The organism is uncultured Vagococcus sp. (genome assembly GCF_963518325.1).
Lineage (GTDB): Bacteria > Bacillota > Bacilli > Lactobacillales > Vagococcaceae > Vagococcus_D.
The window spans coordinates 70976-92269 of the sequence record NZ_CAUQJB010000002.1; the positions used below are offsets into that span (position 1 = coordinate 70976).

Consider the following 21294-nt stretch of genomic DNA (forward strand, 5'->3'; position numbering starts at 1 on the left):
AAGCCATTAACAGGCTAGTTTGTTATAATAAGTAAGCAGAGAAAACTGGAAAGCAGGGGTTAACCATGAAAAAAATATTAGTTCTTCACACAGGCGGAACCATCGCCATGTCAGAGGACACTAAAACCAAAGCCGTCTCGACAGAAGGACGAAACCCACTATTAGATTTACCCACCAATGTGGATCATAATCTTGAATTAATTGTTGAAGATTTTTTTTACATTCCTTCACCACATATTACACCGGAACATATGCTATTATTGAAAGATCGGATTTTACTAGGATTAAAAGAAGGCATCAATGGCGTCGTCATTACTCACGGAACAGACACCCTTGAAGAAACAGCTTATTTTTTAGATATTACACTTGGAGATAGGTTACCCATTGTGATTACAGGTGCCATGCGTTCAAGCAATGAGGTTGGCTCCGATGGTTTATACAACTACATGACAGCTGTCCGAGTAGCTGCCAGTGACGAAGCAGTCAACAAAGGAACCTTGGTTGTGATGAACGATGAAATTCATACCGCTCGATACGTCACCAAAACCCATACAACCAATGTTGCCACTTTTAGAACGCCCACCTTTGGTCCTATCGGCTTAGTCAATAAACACAAGGTGAGTTTTTATCAGCAGTTAATCACCACCCATACGATGAATATCACTTCTGTTAAAGGTCGAATCCCCATCGTTAAAGCTTATGCAGGCATGGGGACCAGTCTCCTTGACTTACTGTCTGCTAATCAAATCGACGGGTTAGTGATCGAAGCCTTGGGAGCGGGAAATCTGCCCCCTCAAACCATTCCAGCCATTGATAATCTATTGCTGGAAGGAGTGCCGATTGTCCTGGTTTCTCGCTGTTTCAATGGAATTGCCGAAGGCGTCTACGATTACGAAGGCGGCGGCATCCAACTTGAGCGAAAAGGCGTCCTCTTTTGTAATGGCTTAAACAGCCAGAAAGCTCGCATTAAATTATTGGTGGCCCTAAATGCTCAATTGAGTGTCACTGAGTTAGCTGATTTTATGGTTGAACAAGTCTAAAATAACCACAGGGAAGTCTTTGTCAGACTTCCCTTCTAATCTGCCTTGGTTTCAGCCGATACAAGTAACATCATCGGCCGTCTCAATTCCTCTTTCATTTCAGGAATTTGGGCTAGCTTGTCCTGACTTGGTTGTGGTTCCACAACCTGCTTTAAAGTAAACTCATTCACTAACAGCGTATTTAAATAAGTGGTTAACGTTTTATGATACTTCACAATATCCTGACCTAAAAAGTGACTTTGACGAGAACCTTCTATATAATAGTTATCCACTGGCCAGTGCTTAAGCTGACCTTCATCATAACACCACTCCTGTCTCCCCTCCGCTGTATAGACTGGGTGCTCTACAGAAAAAACGAATTTACCTTGAGGGACCAAGAGTCGCTTCACCTGAGTGACAATCTGGTGGAAATCCTCTACGTAATGAAAAGCCAAGGAGCTAATAATAACATCAAATTCACCTTCCAATTGCTCAAGTTGTCGCAAATCTAATTCCTGATAGACAATTTTTGACGACTCCGTTAATTCACGTGCTTTCGCCAGCATTTTGCTCGATAGATCAATCCCTAAGACAGAAACTGCTCCTTGCGCCACCGCATAACGACAATGCCACCCATAACCACAGCCTAAATCCAATACCCGCATTCCTTGGAAATCAGGTAATAACTTCTGTAACTCGTGCCACTCTCCGGCACCTTCTAAACCAAATTTCGATCGATCCATTTCTTGGTAAGCCTCAAAAAAAGCCTCATCATTGTAATGATTGGTCATGTTGTCCTCCTTCTAACTCAGCCACTTCTCTCTCTATTATTTCGTACTTCCACTCACTCTGCAAGCCCAAAAGGAAAAAGACTTGATTGCTTTTCTACAATCCAGCCTTTTTCCTTTAATCAATCACTTTAAATTCTTCGTATAGAACTAACAGCTCATCCGAAAATGGCACGTCATAAGCCACTAACTCTCTTTCCCAAAAGTCTTGGTGAACCTTTCGCCAATAGGCAAGACTGCGATCCCCTTCACCTTCCTTATAGGCGTCAGCTGCTGTTATCTCCTTAAAAGGGACCGTTTTGATGGCCACGGTTTGGATAACACATCGGGGAATGCCCTTGCCATCCAAACAGATACTATAAGACCCAACTAACGGTAAGGGCTCTTGTTCATATTCATAGGCAGCCAAGGCACTCGTTGTTCCCGTCTTAGTTCCTTCTAATACCAAACCTAATAGTTCGTCAGCCATTTCCGGACTATCACCAAAAGCCCAAGCTTCGTAAGTTTTCTCATTATTAATGCCTGAATCGGCTAAGAACACCTGCCAAAATAACTCAACTTCTTGTTGATTAGACATCATCAGCCTCCTACTTCAGTTTTAACAGTGACTCAACGGTCTCTTGCATGTATTTGGATTCCACAACTGTATCATGACGAACCTTCGCAGTTGTTAATTCACTCACAGCTCCAGGGATTTCCAACTCAGATAAAGTGGCCAATTGATTGACCAATTCAAAATCATCGGTACTTGCAGATACCTCCCCTGTCAGTGATGCCACAACAGCACGTGGGAATTTATAGGGACTAGCCGTGGAAACAATCACAGTTGGATGCTTGTCTCCCGTAGCCTCTCGATAATTTTCATAGACGGCTGCTGCCACTGCTGTGTGAGGATCCATGGTGTATTCTTCTTCATTAAAGACTCGCTTAAGTTCTGCGGCCGCTTCTTCCTCAGTTGCGAAGTCACCATGAAAATCAACTAAGCCTTCTGCCATTTCTTGGGTAATGCTGTATTTACCAATCGCCACTAAACTGTCCATCAGCGCCTTCGTTTGTTTATCATCGTTGTTAGCTACATGAAATAATAGCCGTTCCAAATTACTGGAAACCAAGATATCCATTGAAGGAGAACTAGTCACCATAAACTCACGGTTACGATTGTAAGTACCTGACCGTAAAAAATCGGCTAATACATTATTTTCATTTGACGCACAGACTAATTTATTAATTGGTACACCAATTTGTTGAGCGTAATAAGCGGCTAAAATATTTCCAAAATTCCCAGTTGGGACAGACAGATTGATCTCATCTCCCACATTGATTTCACCACTAGCAACTAGCTGGGCATAGGCATACACATAATAAACGATTTGTGGCACCAAACGGCCAATATTAATCGAGTTAGCCGAAGAAAACTGTTTACCATTGTTCGCCATCATCTTTTTCAATTCCTGATTGTTAAACATCTCTTTAACATTAGTTTGAGCATCATCAAAATTTCCAGTGATGCCAACTACCCAGGTATTTTTTCCACTTTGCGTAACCATTTGTTTTTCTTGAATGGGACTAACACCATTCTTTGGATAAAAAACAATGATTTTTGTCCCAGGGACATCTGCAAACCCAGCCATAGCCGCTTTACCCGTATCACCTGATGTTGCCGTTAAGATAACAATTTCTTGATCAACCTTGTTTTTCTTAGCGGCAGTCGTCATTAAATAAGGTAAAATAGACAACGCCATATCCTTAAATGCAATCGTCGAACCGTGAAATAATTCTAAGTAATAGTCTCTGCCGACTTTTCTAAGTGGCGCAATTTTCTCATCAGCAAATTTATGGTCATAAGCCGATTTAATACAGTGCGTTAACTCACTTTCCGTAAAATCTGTTAAAAATTCTTTCATGACTAAATAAGCAACTTCTTGATAACTCATTTTAGCCAATTTTTTAAAATCCAAAACCACTGTTGGTAGTTCAGTCGGGACATAAAGCCCGCCATCAACAGCCAATCCTTGAAGAATAGCTTGAGAGGCCGTGACTTGATTTGTTTTATCTCGTGTACTTTGATAGTTTAATGACATTTATGAAAACCCCTTTTCATCTAAATAATAATGCTTTTAGTATACCATTTTTTAATGAGGTTTTAATAATAAAATGAAATTTTCATTAAAAAAATAATCATTCTATTGCCTTTCACGCAATTTATGCTGAATTCACCTCTTTAAATCCTTGATTAACAATAAAACAACCATTAAATTTTCGTGAGAAAAAGAGAGTAGGACTTACGTCCTACCCTCTCACTCACTTTAGGCCTTGGCTAATTCTGCCAAGATTTCATCCATATTTTTTGCCCCAAAGATTACCTTTTGATCATTGATAATCATGGCCGGCACACTCATAATTTTTTTCTCTTTTTTCAATTCCGGAAATAGAGCCGTGTCAATCATTTCAGCCTCTACATTGTGGTTAGCAGCTGCAATTCGTTGACAAGCGGCCACAACATCTGGACAGTAATGACAGGTTAAAGAGACACAGATTTGAACTTTTGTTTTTGGTAGCGCCGTAATTTTTTCTAGTTGGCCTTCTTCTAAAGCTTGACCATCACTTCCCACGTTGTAAATAGCTAAGACAAATGAATTCAATTCATGCCCACTTGGAATACCACTGAATTTAATTCCTGTGTACTCCCCAGCTTCATTAAATAAGGCTGTAGCTGGCAATCGCTCCAAGTTCATGGCACTCTCAAGGGCACCGTCATCGCCTCTGGAAATATTTTTCACAATGATTTTATCGCTTAGTGTACTGATTTCATCAATAAAACTGGACAATTCCATAGTTTTAGGCTGGCTAGCATCTAAAATATTTTTTAGAGTGACCGTCTTGGTTAATTTGCCAAAGATTCCTTTTAGCTGTTCTTTCATTGCTGCTGGGAACCATTCACCTTTTTTAGCTGGCTCTGAAGACGTGGCTGCTGCCGGTTTAGCTGGCGCAGTCGGTTCACCATTCACTGTTTTAATTTCTTTGTGAGTAACTGGAATTCCCAAACGTTCTTTTTCTTCATTCACATAATGTTGTGCCTTAGTTGCGGCAATAGCACCATCCGCTACAGCTGTCACGATTTGGCGTAATTCTTTAACACGTAAATCACCAATCGCATAAACCCCTGGAAGATTGGTTTCCATGTTTTCATTTGTTGGAATGAAGCCTTGTGGCGTCATATCGATTTGCTCTTTAAATATCGCCGTATTTGGTTTATTGCCTGCAAAAACAAACATTCCAAAAGAACCATCAGCCTCATCTGCTTCAAAAACCGTTTCTTCTCCTGTTTGATTATTCACGAAAACAGCTTTTTGCAATAAACCGTCACCACTGATTTCCTTAACTTCTGTATTGTAGACAATATCGATTTTAGGATGATTTTTCGCCTGATTAGCTGTCATTTCTGCACAAGTAAAATCAGGTTCTCTAATAATCATATGAACTTTTTTGCCAAAACGAGTTAGAAAAACTGCTTCCTCCGCCGCTGCATATCCACCACCAAGTACAAAGATATCTAAGCCAGTGAAGAACTCGCCATCACAGGTTGAGCAATAGCCAATCCCACGACCAGTAAATTCAACTTCGCCAGGAAAACCAATTTTATTTGGTGATGCTCCCGTCGCAATCATAACCGAACGAGCCTGATAAAGTTTACCCGATTTCCCCGTTAATTCTTTTACTTCACCACTTAACTTAACGGCAATTATATCATCTGCGACAAACTCAGCGCCAAAATCAGCTGCCTGCGAACGCATTTCCTCCATCATTGCAGGCCCCGTCGCGTTGCGTAAACCGGGATAGTTAACAATACTTGAAGTGGTTGTGACTTGCCCACCAATTTTATCTTTTTCAATAATTAATACATCCATCATTGAACGACCGGCGTAAATCCCGGCAGAAAGTGCCGCTGAACCAGCTCCAATAACGACTAAATCGTAAATATGTTCACTCATTTAATAACCCTCTTTCCTCTTTATCTTAAGAAAAGGCTCTGCCATGATTTCTCAGGTAGAGCCTTCTATATAATCTCTAAAACTAGATTTTGCCGACTAAATCCAAACTTGGTGCAATCGTGTCTTCGCCTGGTTTCCAGTTTGCTGGACAAACTTGATCGCCATGTTCTTCAACAAAGACTGCTGCTTCTAATTTTCTGACAAGTTCTTCAGCATTACGACCAATTCCCATATCGTGAATTTCATAAGCTTTGATTTCGCCACGAGGGTTAACGATAAATGAACCGCGGAAAGCTTGACCAGCTTCTTCATCCATCACACCGAAGAAACGAGAAATTTTACCATTTGGATCTGCAAGCATGGTGTATTCAAGACGACCGATTGTATCCGTTGCATCTGCCCAAGCTTTGTGAACAAAATGGCTATCTGTTGAAACTGAATAAACTTCACAACCTGCTGCTTGAATCTCTGTATAATGATCTTGTACGTCACCTAATTCAGTTGGACATACAAAAGAAAAATCCGCTGGGTAGAAAAAGAAGATACTCCATTTGCCTAACACGTCTTCAGTGTTCACTTTAAGGAATTCACCTTGACGGTATGCATCTGTTTCGAAATCAAATAATTGCTTGTTAATTAAGTTACTCATTATTTACATTCTCCTTCTGACTAGTTAATATTTTCTATTACATTATTATGATAACAAACAAAAAGGACTCTGTCAAAAAGAATTTAGAAAAAAAATGACCTTAACTTACATATAGAATCCCCAATTTATCTAGGTTACACAAGGTTATTTCACAAGCAAATAGTTTGCTATCCCTTTTTAAAGTCAAAAAGAACCCCATAGGGCTTATTGAGAAATAATATATCTAATTGAGAATAATAATCACTAAAAAAAGCTGAATGATTTGACATTCAGCTTTTACAACCTTCTATTTACCGTGACATTTCTTATATTTCTTCCCACTTCCACAAGGACATGGATCATTACGGCCAATTTTTTTATCAGTATCAACAACCTCTGTTATGTTTGCCGTTTCTTCAACTGTCACAACAGGTTCTTTCACTTCATTAATCGTATTTCCCATAGCAAAGCGATTAAATTGTGCAATTTCACTTTGTGAATAGTTTGGAGTGATTGCTTTCTTACTGGCTTTTTTAGCCTTTGTTTGTGAAGTCTCAGCTTTTACTGGTTGCTCAGTTTGCTCAGCTCCAAAAGATAGTTTAGCTAATTTACGCAAAAGCGTATCCGCATTACTTATTTTTTTGTCTTCTTTTAAGAAAGTAAAATAGTGAGTTAAAATACTCGAAATATCAGAGGCAACTTCTGGGTATTCACTTACTTCTCTAGGAAAGACGTTAACCAAGATGTTTTCTAGAGTGGTTGCGGTCCATTCACGTCCAGCACGCAGCTCCTCTTTATACATCCATTCTGATAATGCCATCGTTACAACACTACTATGCCCTTGAGCAGACGTGCTTAACTCCTTAAATTGCATACTTCCTTTAAACTCAGTAAACCATTCATTGGCTTGACTGATGACATTTTCCATTTTCTTTTCAGAAAAATCTTTGTGAGTCATACAACACCCTCCATAATTTAATTATGTTCCTAGACGAACCTTTATAATTATAGCGGATTTCGAGCTCAGTTTCAAATCATTTTCAGGAAACTCCCCTATTCAGCTTAAAATCAAGCCATTTAGTGGCTATACTGACTAGTGCCTCAGACAAAAGTAAAAAAGAGCGGGTATTAATGCTAAACGAACGGCTTTAATGATAGGTAGGTAAATAATCACCATGTGCTTCTATTAACTCATCCACTAACTGATGGATGTCATCTAAAGACAGCTCAGAGCTAGTATGCGGATCCAACATCGCTGCTTGGTAGATTTTATCTTTTTCCAAGGTCATGGCTGCCTCAACGATTAATTCCTGAACATTAATATTGGTACGGTTAAGAGCTGCTAACTGGGTCGGTAATGAGCCAACCACTGTTGGTTGCACTCCGTTTTTATCGACTAAACAAGGAACTTCCACACAAGCGTCTGCTGGTAAATTAGTTATTAGACCTGTATTTAGGACATTTCCGGCAATCACCGTTGGAACATTTGTGACAATAGCATCCATGATGTAGGAGGCGTATTCCTTACTTCTTTCATGGGTCAAGTCACCATTATGAACGATATCGTCTCGCTGTTTCTCCCAGTTAGCAATTTGCTCTTCACAACGACGAATGTATTCATCTAACGGAATACCTAGATTCTCGATTAGTTGCGGGTATTTTTCCTTAATAAAATAGGGGTGGTATTCTGCATTATGTTCACTTGATTCAGTAATGTAATAACCAAAATGTTTCATCAACTCAAAACGAACTGAATCATGATGTGGATTTGGCTTTTCAGCTGCCAAACGACGAATTTCCGGATAAAAATCTTCGCCATTATGAGTGATTTCCAATAACCAAGCCATATGATTAATGCCAGCTATCGACCAGTTAAATTCAGATAAATCATACTGATCTGTGATTCCCAGATAATCAAACAAATCGGAGACACAAACTTGAACGCTGTGACAAAGCCCTACGGTTTTAATCTTGGTCCCTTTCAACATTCCCATCGTTAAAATCGCCATTGGATTTGTGTAATTTAATAACCAAGCATCTGGGCAGACCTCTTCCATTTCTTTAGCCATCTCAAACATGACTGGTAAGGTTCTTAACCCTCTAAAGATTCCACCGATTCCCAAGGTATCTGCAATAGTTTGACGCAATCCATACTTTTTAGGAATTTCAAAATCAATGACCGTACTCGGTTTATAGCCTCCAACTTGAATCGCATTAATAACAAAATCTGCCCCTCTTAAGGCCTCAATTCGATTATGATACGACTGAATACTGGCATGATTGTTGTTGCAATTTTTATTAATTGTCTTTAGCATAATCTCTGATTCATTTAACCGTTTCTCATCAATATCATACAACGCGATCTCCGCCTGATGAAGGCTTGGGGTCAGCATGGCATCCCCTAAGACATTTTTCGCAAAAACAGTACTGCCAGCTCCAATAAATGCAATTTTAACCATAAAAAAGTCCTCCTTATAGGTTTCAGTAACCAATTTGTTTCTACCTCTATCATAAAGAAACAAGGGACAGAAGGACATAACCTGATTTATCCTAAAGCAAACATTATTTAAGGTTGTTGGAAACTTGGCGCTAATCCGTACATTTTTTTATAAGCTCGGCTAAAACTTAAAGGACTCTCATACCCCACTGCTAAAGCAACTTCATTAACGCGCATATCGGTTTTCTTTAAAAGATAACTGGCTTTCTCCAATCGATAATCTGATAATAGCTGACTAGGAGTCTTCCCCAACTCCTTTTTAGTTAAGGCACTTAAATACGGTGCCGTCAAATTCAAGGTTCGGGCAAGCTCTTGAACGGAATAATCCACTCGACCGAAATTATTGTGAATGGCTTTAAGCAATTTTTCAATATGGACATTCCGTCGATTGATGCTTCGATAAATCGAATCCCCTTCCACTTGAAACTCACCGAAAATCGCCTGACTTAAGCCCTGTATATAGAAGGAATTAGTCTCAATTGTCACACTGGCCAACAAGGCCTCTCCAATCCATTCAGCCAACTTCTCTTGATCTTTAACCGTTCCCACCCGATTAAAATCCAAAAGACCTAGTATGCCCAATAGTCTTTCAGTTTGTTCCCCATTAAATCCTAACCAAAAATATTCCCAAGGCTCTACTTCGTCTGCACGATAGAAGGTCACTTCATCAGGCTTTATTAAAAAAAATTGTCCCGCTCCCAATTCATAACGGACACCCGTTTTTTCAAAATACCCCTTCCCTTTCAGGACATAATGAATCACAAAGTGCTCCCTAACGTGGGGACCAAATTGATGACCTGGCAAACAAGTTTCATGCCCTAGATTAAAAATATGAAAGGTCTCTATTAAAGGTGGATCAAAATAGTAATCAACACGAGCCATCGTTTTTACCTCCTATGAGCTTATACCTTTAGTTTACCTTAGATTCATCACTAATAACAGGTTATTTCTCTTCAAAAAAACTCATTAAGACTACTGTTTTGAGTAGTCTCAATGAGTTATCGCTTTATTTCAATACTGCTTCTAGCTCTTTGTATTGTGAGTCGGATAGAAATTGTTTTGATTGCTTCAGCATCTCTGCCTTTTCACTTTCACTTAATTCGCTTGCTGTCCCTTTATAAGAGTCCAAAATTGTTTTAAAGTCCTCATCACTCAATTGGGCAGTTGGTTCCGGTGTCATCAAGTTGTTGACTTGCTCTTTAGAAAGGATATCTTCTTTAGCAGGCAGTTTAACCGTCACCTTATCTGACTTGCTCGTCATCACCATATCAACTGTAATGGATTTAAGACCTGCCGAACTATTTTTTTCACTTGGTGATACTAACGTCCGAATCTTAGTGGCATTTGTTTTTGTATTGGCTTTAACTGTGACAGATAAATCATCAAGTTCCTTTAAGACCTCATCAAAATCAACCTCTTCGGCTACGTATGAGGCAAACTTCTTATCAGACTTGGCAACTTTCTGAGATAACGCCATGATGTCACTAATTTCTTTTTTCGTAAAAGTATGAGTGATCACATCATCCTTCTTAGTAAAACTCTTTTTATCCAGTCCTTTTAGGTAAGCAGCCACTTCTTTTTGATAAGCTTTGGCAAATTCTTGAGCATTTTCCATCTCTTTTACGTCAGCTTTACTTGCTTTCGTCGCTTCCTGCATGGCCATAACATCGACATATTTCCCTTTTAAGTCATCAAGACCCGTAATAACTGGTACATTAGCACCGCCAAATGTTTGAGCTAATTCCATCACCGAAGACATCACATCTGTTGAAATGAAAATTTGAGGTTTGTCTCCCATTGAACCAATCATTTCCATTGGAATGTCAGTTCCCATAGCACTTAATTTCATGTTAACCATGAAATTCTCAGGTGTTTTCGAATCTGTTTGATAATCAGCCGTTAGCTTCATGCCTTTAACTGAAGACATAATCATTCCCATCATCGCATCATTTCCCCCTGCTGACTCTTGGGTTAACTCTAAATCTGCAATACTCATTTCAAGTGTTCCAGAATTGTTTTTGGTAGAACTAACTTTTTCCATTTGCTCAAGAAACTGACCTTGAGGTGTCGTACTGCAGGCAGCTAATGTCACAACTGTTCCAATCATCGCAATTAATATTCCTAATTTCTTTTTCACACATTTCCTCCATCTGAATAATCATGATTATTCTTTTTTTACTCACTCTTCAAAAATAGCATAGTAAATAGATAGAAGTCAAACAGATAGTTATATTAAACAAACCTTTTAGCAAAATCTTACCTTATAAGGTAAGATTTCTAATTTTTTCTTCTCATTACAGCAACACTCATTGAGCTTTTTTTCGAAAGTGGCTGTTTTTTTCTTTAACATACGCCGTTAGTTCCGCCGTTAATTCATATTTCATAAAAGGTGTCATTAGATAGATGCCTGTAAAATTCTGACAGATGCGATCAATCAACTCTTTTGCGATTTCGAGACCTACTTGAGCCTCATTATTGTCAATCTCCGCTTTTTTCATCCGCTGGCGAGTCTCTTCAGTTAAAACAATGCCTGGTACTTCATTGTGCAAAAATTCTGCGTTTCGACTTGACACAAGGGGGATGACACCGATAAAAACAGGAATCGTAATATCTGAAGCGGACATTAGCTCTTTTAAGGCATGGACTTTCCCCTCGTCGAAAATTGGCTGTGTAATAAAAAAATCAGCCCCAGCCTCTTGTTTCTTTTTCAATAACCGACCTGCTCGTTCCAGTCGTGGAATATTTAAATTGAGAGCAGACCCCACTTGAAAATCAGCTTTCTCCCCCATATTTTTACCTGTGTAAGACATTCCTTCATTAAATTTCTTAAACAACTTAATGAGTTCAAAAGAATTGATATCGTAAACTGAAGAAGCACCAGGAAAATCGCCTACTTTAGCCGGATCTCCCGTCACTGCCAGGACATCGTGAATGCCTAACTTATGGAGCCCCATAATTTGTGAATTCAAGCCAATCAGATTATGGTCACGGGTAGTTAGATGAACCAAGGGCTGCAAGTCATATTCATATTTCAAAATAGCAGCCAAAGCTAAATTACTGATACGTGCACTTGCCAAGGAATTATCAGAGAGGGTAATGGCATCCACACCCACTTCTTTTAAGCGCTCCACCCCTTTAAAAAAAGACGTTGTATTAAGGGTACGAGGTGGGGCTAGCTCAACTATCACCGTATACTCCCCCTTTAGCTTATCGATAAGTCGGGGATGTTGTCGTTGACTGGTTCGCTTTAAAGCCACTTCCGTTAAAGGGATCACCTCTTTCGTCTTAATCAACTGATCCCCTTCTAAGCCCTTTCGATAGGCTGCGATATGTTCAGGCGTGGTTCCGCAACAACCACCAATTAATCCTAATCCCTCCTGCCTAAAAAGCTCGCCGAAGCCTTGAAAATAGTCAGCTGCATTCTCGTAAACAATTTTTCCATCTTGCAAAGCCGGAAAACTAGCATTGGGAAAAGCACTTAAAATGACCCCTTCAATAATTGGGACCGACTCAAAACTTTTTGCAACAAAGTGTGGACCTAAATGACAATTAATACCCACCACATCGGCTCCCAATCTCGCCAATTCAACTAAGGCTGAGGCCAAAGTTTGACCATTTTGTAAAAAACCAACCTCATGTAAGGTAACATTCGCAATAATCGGCAAATCGGTCGCTTCTCTAGCAATCGCTAAAACCGTTTTTAGTTCCTCCAAATCATAATAGGTTTCCAATAAAATACCGTCAACTTGAGCTAGCAATAAACAGTATAGCTGCTCCTTAAAGCCACGAATAATATCAGTCAAAGATGGCTCATTGATTTTGGCATCAACAGCCCCTCGAATCCCCCCAATTGTGCCTATCACAAACGTATCACTACCGTCCGCAGCTTTTCGAGCAATTGCCACAGCAGCAGCATTTATTTTCTGAACCTCTTCTTCCAAACCATAGCGGGCTAACTTTAAATAGTTAGCCCCATAAGTATTGGTTTGAATAATGTCAGCCCCTGCCTCAATATACGCTTGATGAATTCCTTGAATCGCCTCTGGATGTGACAAGTTTAACTCCTCTTGAGAACGGTCAATGCCGTATTGGTAAAGCATGGTGCCCATAGCTCCGTCTGCTATTAATAGTTTCGTGCCTAATACGTCTTTTAGTCCCATTGTGGGTCACCAGCTTTCCTTTTATTTGTTTTGGTATTCCTGACGAATAATTTTGGTCGCTTCAACTAATTTTGCTAAAGCCGCAATAGTTTCCGCCTCTTTACGGGTTTTCAAACCACAGTCTGGGTTAATCCAAAACTGTTCCACTGGAATAACCTTAAGGGGTCGTCGAATATTCCCTAGAATTTCTTCTAAACTTGGTACTCGTGGACTGTGGATATCGTAGACACCCAACCCAATTTCCTTGTCATAGGTGTGTTGCTCAAAGGTCGAAATAATCTCACCGTGACTGCGAGAAGCTTCGATGGAAATCACATCGGCATCTAAAGCATCAATCGTCTCAATCACATCATCAAACTCGGCATAACACATATGGGTATGAATTTGTGTATCATTGGCCACTGAGGTAGTTGTCAGCTTAAAGGAATAGACGGCCGCATCTAAGTATGCTTGCCAACGTGAGCGTTTCAATGGCAATCCTTCACGTAAAGCTGGTTCATCAACCTGAATGATTTTAATGCCTGCCTCTTCCAACGCTTCAACCTCTTTCCTCAGAGCTAAACCAATCTGATTGCCTACCGTGGTTTTCGGTACATCGTCCCGAACAAATGACCAATTAATGATAGTCACTGGCGCAGTCAACATCCCTTTTACTGGCCGTTTAGTCAAAGACTGAGCATAGACGCTCTCCTTGACAGTAATCGGCTCAATAAATGCCACGTCACCATAGACTAAAGGCGGACGAACAGCACGAGAGCCATAGGACTGAACCCAACCAAATTTAGTAGCTTGAAAACCAGCTAATTTTTGACCAAAATACTCAACCATGTCAGTTCGTTCAAACTCGCCATGAACTAAGACATCAATATCCAATTCCTCTTGAATCTCAATCCAGCGGGCCGTTTCCCTTTCAATAAACTGATCGTAAGCCTCCTGGGATAAGTCCCCTTTTAACCAAGCTGCACGTTTTTGTCGCACCTCTGGCGACTGAGGGAAACTCCCAATGGTCGTTGTTGGCAATAACGGTAAGTTTAACCATGCTTTTTGCGCTTTAATCCGCTCAGAAAAAGGGGCCTGACGCTCATTTTTTAATGACGTTAATTCCTCAATCCCTTTTTTAACCTCTGAATTATTTCGATCTGGTGATTCGTTTAAAGCTTTTAGTTCCTGATTATTAGCGTTCAATTCAGCCGCAACTGACTCTGTTCCCTGATTCACACCTTTCGTCACGGTCACCAGTTCGTTTAATTTCTCATCAGCAAAAGCCAAACCACCTAAAAGAACTGGATTCAATGTAGTTTCACTCACTTTCGTAATCGGCACATGCAACAAGCTGTTCGACGGCTGAAGCCATAACTGTTCTGGTTTAACAATCGTCAATAATTCTTTCACAAGAGTTATTTTTTTCGATAAATCACTTGCCCAAACATTTCGACCATCAATGATTCCGGCACCTAAAATTTTATCATCAGGAAATCCAGTGACTTTTAATTGAGCCAAGGTTTCCCCATGGTCATGAATAAAATCTAGTCCAATTGCCTGAACCGGTAAAGAAAGAACCGACTCTAAATGATCGACACTTTCAAAATAAGTCTGCAGTTCGATATTGACATCTGTTTGAGCTAAGCGAGTAAAGACTTCTTGGTAATACCCCAAGTCTACTTCACTGACCTCTGTTGCCAAATAGGGCTCATCAATTTGGACCCATTGAACGCCAGCGGCTGCCAATTCCTGCAGAACTTGCTCATAAATCGGGACAAAACTGGCTAACAACTCTTTAAACTCTCCACTTTGATAGCCCTTACCCAATTTTAAATAAGTGATTGGACCAACAATCACCGGTTTCCCCTCAATTCCTAAAGCGTCTTTAGCCTCCAAATAATAAGTTAACCAGCGATTATCCTTTAACTCAGGATTAACATTAGCCAGTTCCGGTACGATATAGTGATAGTTGGTATTAAACCATTTCGTCATTTCAGACGCGACTCCCTCGGCAGTTCCACGAGCAATATCAAAATAAGTCGTTAACTGATCAGCACCCTGTCCTTGGAAACGTTCCGGTATGACATTAAAAGCGACACTAGTATCCAAAATATGGTCGTATAAAGAGAAATCTGCCACGGGAATGATATCTATCCCTTTCACTTGTTGCTTTTTAAGAGCCTCTAAGCGCAATGCCTTGGTAGTTGATAGTAACTCCTCTTGGCTCCCTTGACCACTCCAGTAACGCTCTAAAGCCCGTTTCCATTCTCTTTTTTCTCCTAAACGGGGGTAGCCTAAATTTGAACTTTTAATCCTTGTCATCTTTCCTCATCCTCTTCTTTTTTTATAGTTGTACAGCATACGTTGTACTTTTCCATAAGTTAAAGTACAAAAAAACTCCCGTCCTTGAATAAATGCCTTAACTGCACTTATTCAAGGACGGGAGTTCGATAAACAAACTAACGTGGTACCACCTTGTTCGCAAAATCATCACTGATTTCACCTCTCCAAGTACTTGATCCAATTCCAATCGCATACTCTGACGCTATAATGGGCGTTCCCATTTCGAGTTTACTCTCGGCTCACTCAAACAACTCAGAGACCATTTTCCATTGTGCTTTCGTTATCCCTTTTCAGCTAACAGGACTCTCTGTAAAACGTCCACTCCAATGTACTTTTCTCTTCAACGTTTTCTAATCTTTTTCTAATGACTCTCTAACTTATTCACCATATTATCAGAGTCTAAAACACTTGTCAACTATTATCAAAAAAATATAACGGCTATCAGAAAAACCGATAACGAATCATCTAAATTAACGATAAGCGAGTTTTTGACTATAACAGTTATTCCAAAACAGACGAAAAAAAAGCCTGTCACAAATTAATGCGTCAAGCTTTACTCAATATGCGGTTGATGAGATTTGAACTCACACGAGGGATACCCTCGCTACCCCCTCAAGGTAGTGCGTCTGCCGTTCCGCCACAACCGCGACAGGTAACCAATTTAACGGTTACCTGATTAATTATAATAGTCATGTTGACGTTTGTCAATTAGAGAGTGATCACGTTTTCTTAAAAAAACTAACAATTCTTCCTCTTTAAAACCCTAAGATAGCGCTACATCTCGCTTATTAAAGATAACTAAAGTGGCAGTCTGAATCAAAACTATGTAGATGATGATTCCCGTGGCTGTCGCTGGAATACTTAAACTACCACCGGTCAAATAATTGACATCCAACACTTGATTGTTTAAGCCCAATAAATTGAAGATAATCCATTTTAACCAATCATACTTCTCAATAAAACCTGGTAAAATTTGACCGAGAATACTACCTGAGAATAAAACGCCCATGCCTACCCCAACAGCTAAGGCTTGTGACCTAATAACGGCTGAAAAGAAAAAGGCAATCGTAATATACAGGATCATTAGTAAGGTGTTACTAGCAAACAACTGGCCAGCCATGGTTAGTGCAGTTTTGGTCCCTGTCGCAGAAGACAGTGGGACTAATAAGGACTGACTCGGTAAAATAAAGGAAAAAGCAAAAGCAGACATTGCCATAACTACCGATGTCATCAATCCATATAAAATCGTCACAATATACTTTGACCAAAGAATTTGCAGTCGACTATAAGGGCGAGTTAAGAGTAGCTTAATCGTACCACCAGAAAATTCTGAGGCAATAATCATACTGGCAACAATAACCGCAAACAAGGTTGACAGAACATAAATCTGACCATAACTACTAAAAAAAGCGGCACTTGTGGTTCCTACATTTGGATCCTGAGGAATTTCTCCCTGCTCTTTGTATGCTTGATAATAAGCTAACTCTTTTTCAGCTAGTTTGATCGTTTGCTTATCATACTTTTTCGGTTGAGACTTATAAGTTTGAATGCTTGATTCGAGCAGTGTAATCGATTCCTCCAAGGTCAAGGAAACTGGCTGGATGTCATCGTAGTTGCCATCTTCCGTATTCCAAAATTGTTCTTGGCTTATCAAGGTGCCATCAGCTGCCTTATAGGCCGTCATCCCACCTTTAAATTCCTCTTGTTCTTCTCTTTGAAAATAAACTTTCATGTTCTCATTGCTATTTAGCATCATAAAAGCCATGCCAAACATCCCAACCACTAAGATTATTTGCATAATCCAACTAGCCTTCTTACCACGTAATTTAATTAATTCATTTTTTATTAAGACTCCCATTACAGTGATCCCCCTTCCGTTAATTCAAAGAATCGTTCTTCCAAGGAACCGATTTTGGCTGTCACAGCAAAAATATCCAATTCATTCACCATCAGTTCTTTGATTACCATTGGAACTTGTTCTTCTAAAATTGATACTTCCAGATGGCGGTCGTCTACCACGTTAGCCTCAACGCCAATTACTGCTAAAAGACGAATAGCTTCATCCACATCAGACACTTTTAAGAGATACTTAGCATGGGCTTCGTTCATTATGTCACTCATCGTTTCAATATGGGTTAGTTCTCCCTTTTCAATAATCGCAAATCGATCAGTTATCTGTTGGATTTCACTCAGTAAATGACTGGAAATCAAGACGGCTGTTCCTTGGGCCGACACTTCGCGAATAATTTCACGAAATTCTGCCATCCCCTGAGGATCCAATCCATTCGTAGGTTCGTCTAAGATTAAAATCGACGGTTGATGAACTAATGCCTGAGCTAGTCCTAGCCGTTGACGCATCCCTAAAGAATAGGTCTTAACTTTTTGATGAATGGCATCCGTTAATTTAACGCGAGAGACAATCTCATTCATCCGTTCTTCTGAAATAGGCTTGCGACTCATTCGCGCAAACTGCTGCAAATTTGCCCAACCTGACATATACATATAAAATTCAGGATTTTCAATAATCGCCCCAACTTCACTAATAGTTCCTTTGAAATCAACGCTAACATCTGTTCCATTGATTAAAACCGTTCCTGATGAACGACTGATTAAACTAACAATCGCTCTGATTATCGTAGTTTTTCCGGCCCCATTAGGCCCGAGCAACCCAAAGACTTCCCCTTGATTAACTTCGAAATTAATATTACGGACAATAGACTTTTTCCCAACATTCTTCGATAAATTTTTTATCTGTAAGACTGACTTTCCCATACATTCCTCCTGAATAACAATAATTTAATAGCCAAAATTTGACTATTCCACGATATGTCTCAGTATACGTTAAAACCATCATGAATCAATCATACTTAAGACTTAATTGCGACAAATTTAAGAATCTCTAAAATAGTTTGGTCTAATTGATTATTTGGTATCGAAAAACGGTTGGTTAATTAACCCCCCTATCTTTTCCTGGTTACAATAACACTGGACCAATTAGTAAAATTGATTGAATATAATTCCAGTAACTTGGATTTTTGTCATAATTCACTAGAAATAAGAAACAATGGAGTGAAAGCTCTTTGCTGTTAAACTTTTAGCTGAAACAAATGGAAAGCGTCACTCTTGAGGTCTGATTATACGAATTACCCAAGGAAACTATCTGTTTGAGCATTTAACACGATATATATTTGTTGAAAGGAACGTAAAAATATCGACTAGGGTTTTTATAAACATCAGTTTTCCTTGTTCTATGGTATCATTACCTATAGAAAAAATAGGGAGGTAACTTCATGCGAGCCATTACAGTCAAAAAACCGGGTGGGGCTGACCAGCTTGAAATAACTGAGCACCCCATTCCAGAAGCAAAAACAGGTGAGCTGCTTATCAACGTTCATTCAACTGCTATTAACCGTACTGACATCATTAACCGAGAAAATCCCTTAGGTTATTTACAAAATCCAATTCTAGGAATAGAGGTAAGTGGTACAATTGCCGCTGTAGGCTCAGATTGCCCCTTCAAAGTAGGGGATTCGGTGATGGGGTTAGTAAATGGAGGTGCTTATGCTGAGTATGTTATTATGCCGGCCGAACGAGCAATCTTAGTGCCTGATAACCTGACCATGACAGAAGCCGCGGCTATTCCAGAAGTCTTTTTAACAGCCTATCAAACACTGTTCTGGATTGGTCAATTAGCGCCAAAAGAAACTGTGTTAATCCACGCAGGCGCTAGCGGTGTTGGAACGGCTGCGATTCAACTGGCAAAACAACTGAAACAAGCCACCGTTTTAACAACCGCTGGTTCTGAAGATAAACTAGCCTTTTGTTATTCCTTAGGGGCAGACTTTGGCACCAATTATCATCGTACGAACTTTTCTGAGGATGTTTCAGCCGCTACCGATCAACGAGGAGTCAATCTAATTCTTGATTTTATCGGCGCTTCCTATTTTCAGCAAAATTTAGCTAGTATTAGTCTTGATGGCCGCTGGGTCCTAATCGGAACCTTAGGAGGCAATCAGGTGCCCGTTGTTAACCTATTCGATTTAATGGCTAAACGTATCCAGCTAACAGGTACCTTATTGACACCACGTAGCGACGACTATAAATCTCGTCTTAGTCAGGAATTTAGTCAAGAGGTTTTGCCTTTATTTGCCAGTAATAAAATCCAAGCCATCGTTGATTGCGTGTTCCCTTTTGAAGAAATACAACAAGCTCACCGCTACATGGAAGATAATAAAAACATGGGCAAAATCGTGTTACAAGTCATACCAGACTAAAAAAAAACAAGCCATTGATTTGGCTTGTTTTTGGCTTACCATTCTCCATCTGTTAAGGCCTTATACCATCCCTAACTAAGCTTTTCGATAATCCCTTGACCACCGATCATCTCAGCTTTCCCCATAGATGAGGTAATGACCCTAAACAAGTCTTCTGAGATCGGAAAATGTCCGAATCTAAGCTGAGGTCTCTTCACTTGCCATTCTGGAAAATCCCTTAATCCCTGTAAAGGGAATTCTCGTTCAAACTGATAATAATCGACATTCTTGCGAAATGGCGAAAATCCAGGAGCCATTTCAACCTGATAAGCCTCTCCTTGTCTAATTTGCCCAATGGCCGTAAATTGCTGATAAGGTTCGCCACCATCTAGAGTTAATTTAGAACTGTAATAAAGCAACCAATCCCCAGCCTGCATTCGCTGAAGGGGGGCTTTTTTACCGTGATTTAATTGACAGAACCCTTCCTTGATTCCTATTTCAACATGTTTTTTGGACGCCACTCCAATCCAATAGTTAGTCATCTGATTAGACTCCTTCTTCATGTAATTGGATTAGACGACTTAGGCTTTGTTGAAAGCTACTTTCTTGTTCTCCCAGAACCCCAAAAATTGTCTGATCTATTGCTTCTACTATCGGCAACCCTTGATTCATCTTCACAAGACCGGTATCAGTGAGCCTTAAGGCCTTAGCTCGAGTGTCTGTTGAATGTGGGCCTCGATTAATAAGGTCCTTCTTCTCTAAAATGCGTAATACTTGAGAGACCGTCATGACATCCATTTCTGATATTTTTGATACCATTACTTGTGTCACTTCTTTTTCACTCTGCTGCAAATAACCTAGTGAGGTTAAGACGATAAATTGAGGATGAGTCAGATCAATTTCCTTCAAGGCTGATTTAATTTGGTTGTGCCAGATATTATAAACTTTAACAAATTGTAAACCAATGGCTCCCTCTGGGCTGTCTTGATTAATGGAATTAAACTCCATGTGATTCCACTACTTTCTTCAATAAAAACATCGTTTCCGGCACATCACTAAATATCCCCGTCAACATTAGCAAAACATCTTGGTCATCTTTGTCTATGCTTACCGAATGCCGAATCATCACCCCATCTGAAAGTTCCTGAATATAATGGGCAAAACTAATTTGCCCCATTGGCGTTTCAGTTACATCAATAAATTCTTGATTAGTGATGACTGACGTCAATTTAAAATTCATTGGTGGCATCCCTTTTAAGGTCATAGAGCCTTCCGTGCCTGTAATAAACTCTCCATCAAGGGAAATCTCTTCTAAATCAGTTTCCCAAACTGACCATTTGTCAATCCTTTCATAATACTCCCAAACCTGACTACTTGTTGCTGCCACTTTTAATGTGAAACTATATTCCATCTATAACGCCTCCTAATTAATCATTACACTTATTATAAGTTAACTTACAATAAAACGCAATACAAACTTCCAATTTAATTGAAAGTTTGTTGTTTTGGATTAGTCGTTTATGTAATAGTAACTGATTCGCCTTAACCTGATTAATCGAGGTGAAGGTTCCAAATTTCTGTACCGCCACTTCATCCAAGTTAAGGTAAACCGTTACCTTCTAGCTTTTACTA

General features: G+C 39.7%; 17 protein-coding genes, 1 tRNA gene, 1 pseudogene and 1 other annotated feature. Of the genes and pseudogenes, 2 read left to right on the forward strand and 17 right to left on the reverse strand.

The window, feature by feature from the left end; translation table 11 throughout:
- Positions 1–65: 65 nt before the first annotated feature.
- Positions 66–1040, forward strand: a complete 975-nt coding sequence (locus RWN13_RS02235) for an asparaginase (protein WP_314060036.1) — start codon at positions 66–68, stop codon at positions 1038–1040.
- A gap of 35 nt (positions 1041–1075) precedes the next feature.
- On the opposite strand, the gene RWN13_RS02240 is transcribed toward RWN13_RS02235, so the two are convergent.
- The 14 genes and pseudogenes from RWN13_RS02240 to RWN13_RS02305 form a co-directional block, all read right to left on the reverse strand.
- Positions 1076–1810, reverse strand: a complete 735-nt coding sequence (locus tag RWN13_RS02240) for a class I SAM-dependent methyltransferase (RefSeq protein WP_314060039.1) — start codon at positions 1808–1810, stop codon at positions 1076–1078.
- A gap of 115 nt (positions 1811–1925) precedes the next feature.
- Positions 1926–2384 (reverse strand): ASCH domain-containing protein, encoded by a 459-nt coding sequence (locus RWN13_RS02245; protein ID WP_314060040.1) that lies wholly within the window; start codon positions 2382–2384, stop codon positions 1926–1928.
- A gap of 10 nt (positions 2385–2394) precedes the next feature.
- Positions 2395–3888, reverse strand: coding sequence for a threonine synthase (gene thrC / locus RWN13_RS02250; protein ID WP_314060042.1), 1494 nt, complete (start codon positions 3886–3888; stop codon positions 2395–2397).
- A 225-nt stretch (positions 3889–4113) separates the two neighbouring features.
- Entirely contained in the window at positions 4114–5799 is a 1686-nt protein-coding gene (locus tag RWN13_RS02255) for an FAD-dependent oxidoreductase (RefSeq protein WP_314060044.1), read from the reverse strand.
- Positions 5800–5881: 82 nt separating this feature from the next.
- Entirely contained in the window at positions 5882–6448 is a 567-nt protein-coding gene (gene ahpC, locus RWN13_RS02260) for an alkyl hydroperoxide reductase subunit C (protein WP_314060046.1), read from the reverse strand.
- 286 nt (positions 6449–6734) lie between these two features.
- Positions 6735–6809 (reverse strand): annotated as a pseudogene (locus tag RWN13_RS02265) (SEC-C metal-binding domain-containing protein); the annotation flags it as partial.
- A gap of 766 nt (positions 6810–7575) precedes the next feature.
- Positions 7576–8886 (reverse strand): alpha-glucosidase/alpha-galactosidase, encoded by a 1311-nt coding sequence (locus RWN13_RS02270; RefSeq protein WP_314060048.1) that lies wholly within the window; start codon positions 8884–8886, stop codon positions 7576–7578.
- A gap of 107 nt (positions 8887–8993) precedes the next feature.
- Positions 8994–9806, reverse strand: a complete 813-nt coding sequence (locus tag RWN13_RS02275; protein ID WP_314060050.1) for an AraC family transcriptional regulator — start codon at positions 9804–9806, stop codon at positions 8994–8996.
- A 124-nt stretch (positions 9807–9930) separates the two neighbouring features.
- Complete coding sequence (locus RWN13_RS02280) at positions 9931–11061, reverse strand: hypothetical protein (protein WP_314060054.1); 1131 nt, start codon at positions 11059–11061, stop codon at positions 9931–9933.
- Between the two features lie 169 nt (positions 11062–11230).
- Positions 11231–13084, reverse strand: a complete 1854-nt coding sequence (locus tag RWN13_RS02285) for a bifunctional homocysteine S-methyltransferase/methylenetetrahydrofolate reductase (protein ID WP_314060057.1) — start codon at positions 13082–13084, stop codon at positions 11231–11233.
- Positions 13085–13105: 21 nt separating this feature from the next.
- Positions 13106–15388 carry a 5-methyltetrahydropteroyltriglutamate--homocysteine S-methyltransferase gene (gene metE, locus RWN13_RS02290; protein WP_314060060.1) on the reverse strand — a complete coding sequence of 761 codons (2283 nt, stop codon included), beginning with the start codon at positions 15386–15388 and terminating at the stop codon, positions 13106–13108.
- 110 nt (positions 15389–15498) lie between these two features.
- Positions 15499–15762: a binding site (T-box leader), on the reverse strand.
- A 210-nt stretch (positions 15763–15972) separates the two neighbouring features.
- A tRNA-Leu gene (locus tag RWN13_RS02295) sits at positions 15973–16056 on the reverse strand.
- Between the two features lie 116 nt (positions 16057–16172).
- Positions 16173–17267, reverse strand: a complete 1095-nt coding sequence (locus RWN13_RS02300) for an ABC transporter permease (protein WP_314060063.1) — start codon at positions 17265–17267, stop codon at positions 16173–16175.
- A complete protein-coding gene (locus tag RWN13_RS02305) occupies positions 17267–18181 on the reverse strand; it encodes an ABC transporter ATP-binding protein (protein WP_314060066.1) in 915 nt (304 codons plus the stop codon). Before RWN13_RS02305 ends, RWN13_RS02300 begins: the two co-directional genes overlap by 1 nt.
- A 518-nt stretch (positions 18182–18699) precedes the next feature.
- Between RWN13_RS02305 and RWN13_RS02310 the strand changes: the two genes are divergently transcribed.
- Positions 18700–19683, forward strand: coding sequence for an NAD(P)H-quinone oxidoreductase (locus RWN13_RS02310; protein ID WP_314060069.1), 984 nt, complete (start codon positions 18700–18702; stop codon positions 19681–19683).
- Positions 19684–19754: 71 nt separating this feature from the next.
- On the opposite strand, the gene RWN13_RS02315 is transcribed toward RWN13_RS02310, so the two are convergent.
- The 3 genes from RWN13_RS02315 to RWN13_RS02325 are packed head-to-tail and all read right to left on the reverse strand — an operon-like array spanning position 19755 to position 21073.
- Entirely contained in the window at positions 19755–20204 is a 450-nt protein-coding gene (locus tag RWN13_RS02315) for an EVE domain-containing protein (RefSeq protein ID WP_314060072.1), read from the reverse strand.
- A gap of 4 nt (positions 20205–20208) precedes the next feature.
- Entirely contained in the window at positions 20209–20670 is a 462-nt protein-coding gene (locus tag RWN13_RS02320; protein ID WP_314060075.1) for a MarR family winged helix-turn-helix transcriptional regulator, read from the reverse strand.
- Positions 20660–21073, reverse strand: coding sequence for a polyketide cyclase (locus RWN13_RS02325; RefSeq protein ID WP_314060078.1), 414 nt, complete (start codon positions 21071–21073; stop codon positions 20660–20662). Before RWN13_RS02325 ends, RWN13_RS02320 begins: the two co-directional genes overlap by 11 nt.
- Positions 21074–21294: the final 221 nt, after the last annotated feature.

Coding starts and splice junctions, on each gene's coding strand:
- RWN13_RS02300 (WP_314060063.1), bottom strand. CDS start 17,267: ATGGGAGTCTTAATAAAAAATGAATTAATTAAATTACGTGGTAAGAAG.
- RWN13_RS02245 (WP_314060040.1), bottom strand. CDS start 2,384: ATGTCTAATCAACAAGAAGTTGAGTTATTTTGGCAGGTGTTCTTAGCC.
- ahpC (WP_314060046.1), bottom strand. CDS start 6,448: ATGAGTAACTTAATTAACAAGCAATTATTTGATTTCGAAACAGATGCA.
- RWN13_RS02315 (WP_314060072.1), bottom strand. CDS start 20,204: ATGACTAACTATTGGATTGGAGTGGCGTCCAAAAAACATGTTGAAATA.
- metE (WP_314060060.1), bottom strand. CDS start 15,388: ATGACAAGGATTAAAAGTTCAAATTTAGGCTACCCCCGTTTAGGAGAA.
- RWN13_RS02285 (WP_314060057.1), bottom strand. CDS start 13,084: ATGGGACTAAAAGACGTATTAGGCACGAAACTATTAATAGCAGACGGA.
- RWN13_RS02240 (WP_314060039.1), bottom strand. CDS start 1,810: ATGACCAATCATTACAATGATGAGGCTTTTTTTGAGGCTTACCAAGAA.
- RWN13_RS02255 (WP_314060044.1), bottom strand. CDS start 5,799: ATGAGTGAACATATTTACGATTTAGTCGTTATTGGAGCTGGTTCAGCG.
- RWN13_RS02305 (WP_314060066.1), bottom strand. CDS start 18,181: ATGGGAAAGTCAGTCTTACAGATAAAAAATTTATCGAAGAATGTTGGG.
- RWN13_RS02325 (WP_314060078.1), bottom strand. CDS start 21,073: ATGGAATATAGTTTCACATTAAAAGTGGCAGCAACAAGTAGTCAGGTT.
- RWN13_RS02310 (WP_314060069.1), top strand. CDS start 18,700: ATGCGAGCCATTACAGTCAAAAAACCGGGTGGGGCTGACCAGCTTGAA.
- RWN13_RS02320 (WP_314060075.1), bottom strand. CDS start 20,670: ATGGAGTTTAATTCCATTAATCAAGACAGCCCAGAGGGAGCCATTGGT.
- RWN13_RS02275 (WP_314060050.1), bottom strand. CDS start 9,806: ATGGCTCGTGTTGATTACTATTTTGATCCACCTTTAATAGAGACCTTT.
- RWN13_RS02270 (WP_314060048.1), bottom strand. CDS start 8,886: ATGGTTAAAATTGCATTTATTGGAGCTGGCAGTACTGTTTTTGCGAAA.
- thrC (WP_314060042.1), bottom strand. CDS start 3,888: ATGTCATTAAACTATCAAAGTACACGAGATAAAACAAATCAAGTCACG.
- RWN13_RS02235 (WP_314060036.1), top strand. CDS start 66: ATGAAAAAAATATTAGTTCTTCACACAGGCGGAACCATCGCCATGTCA.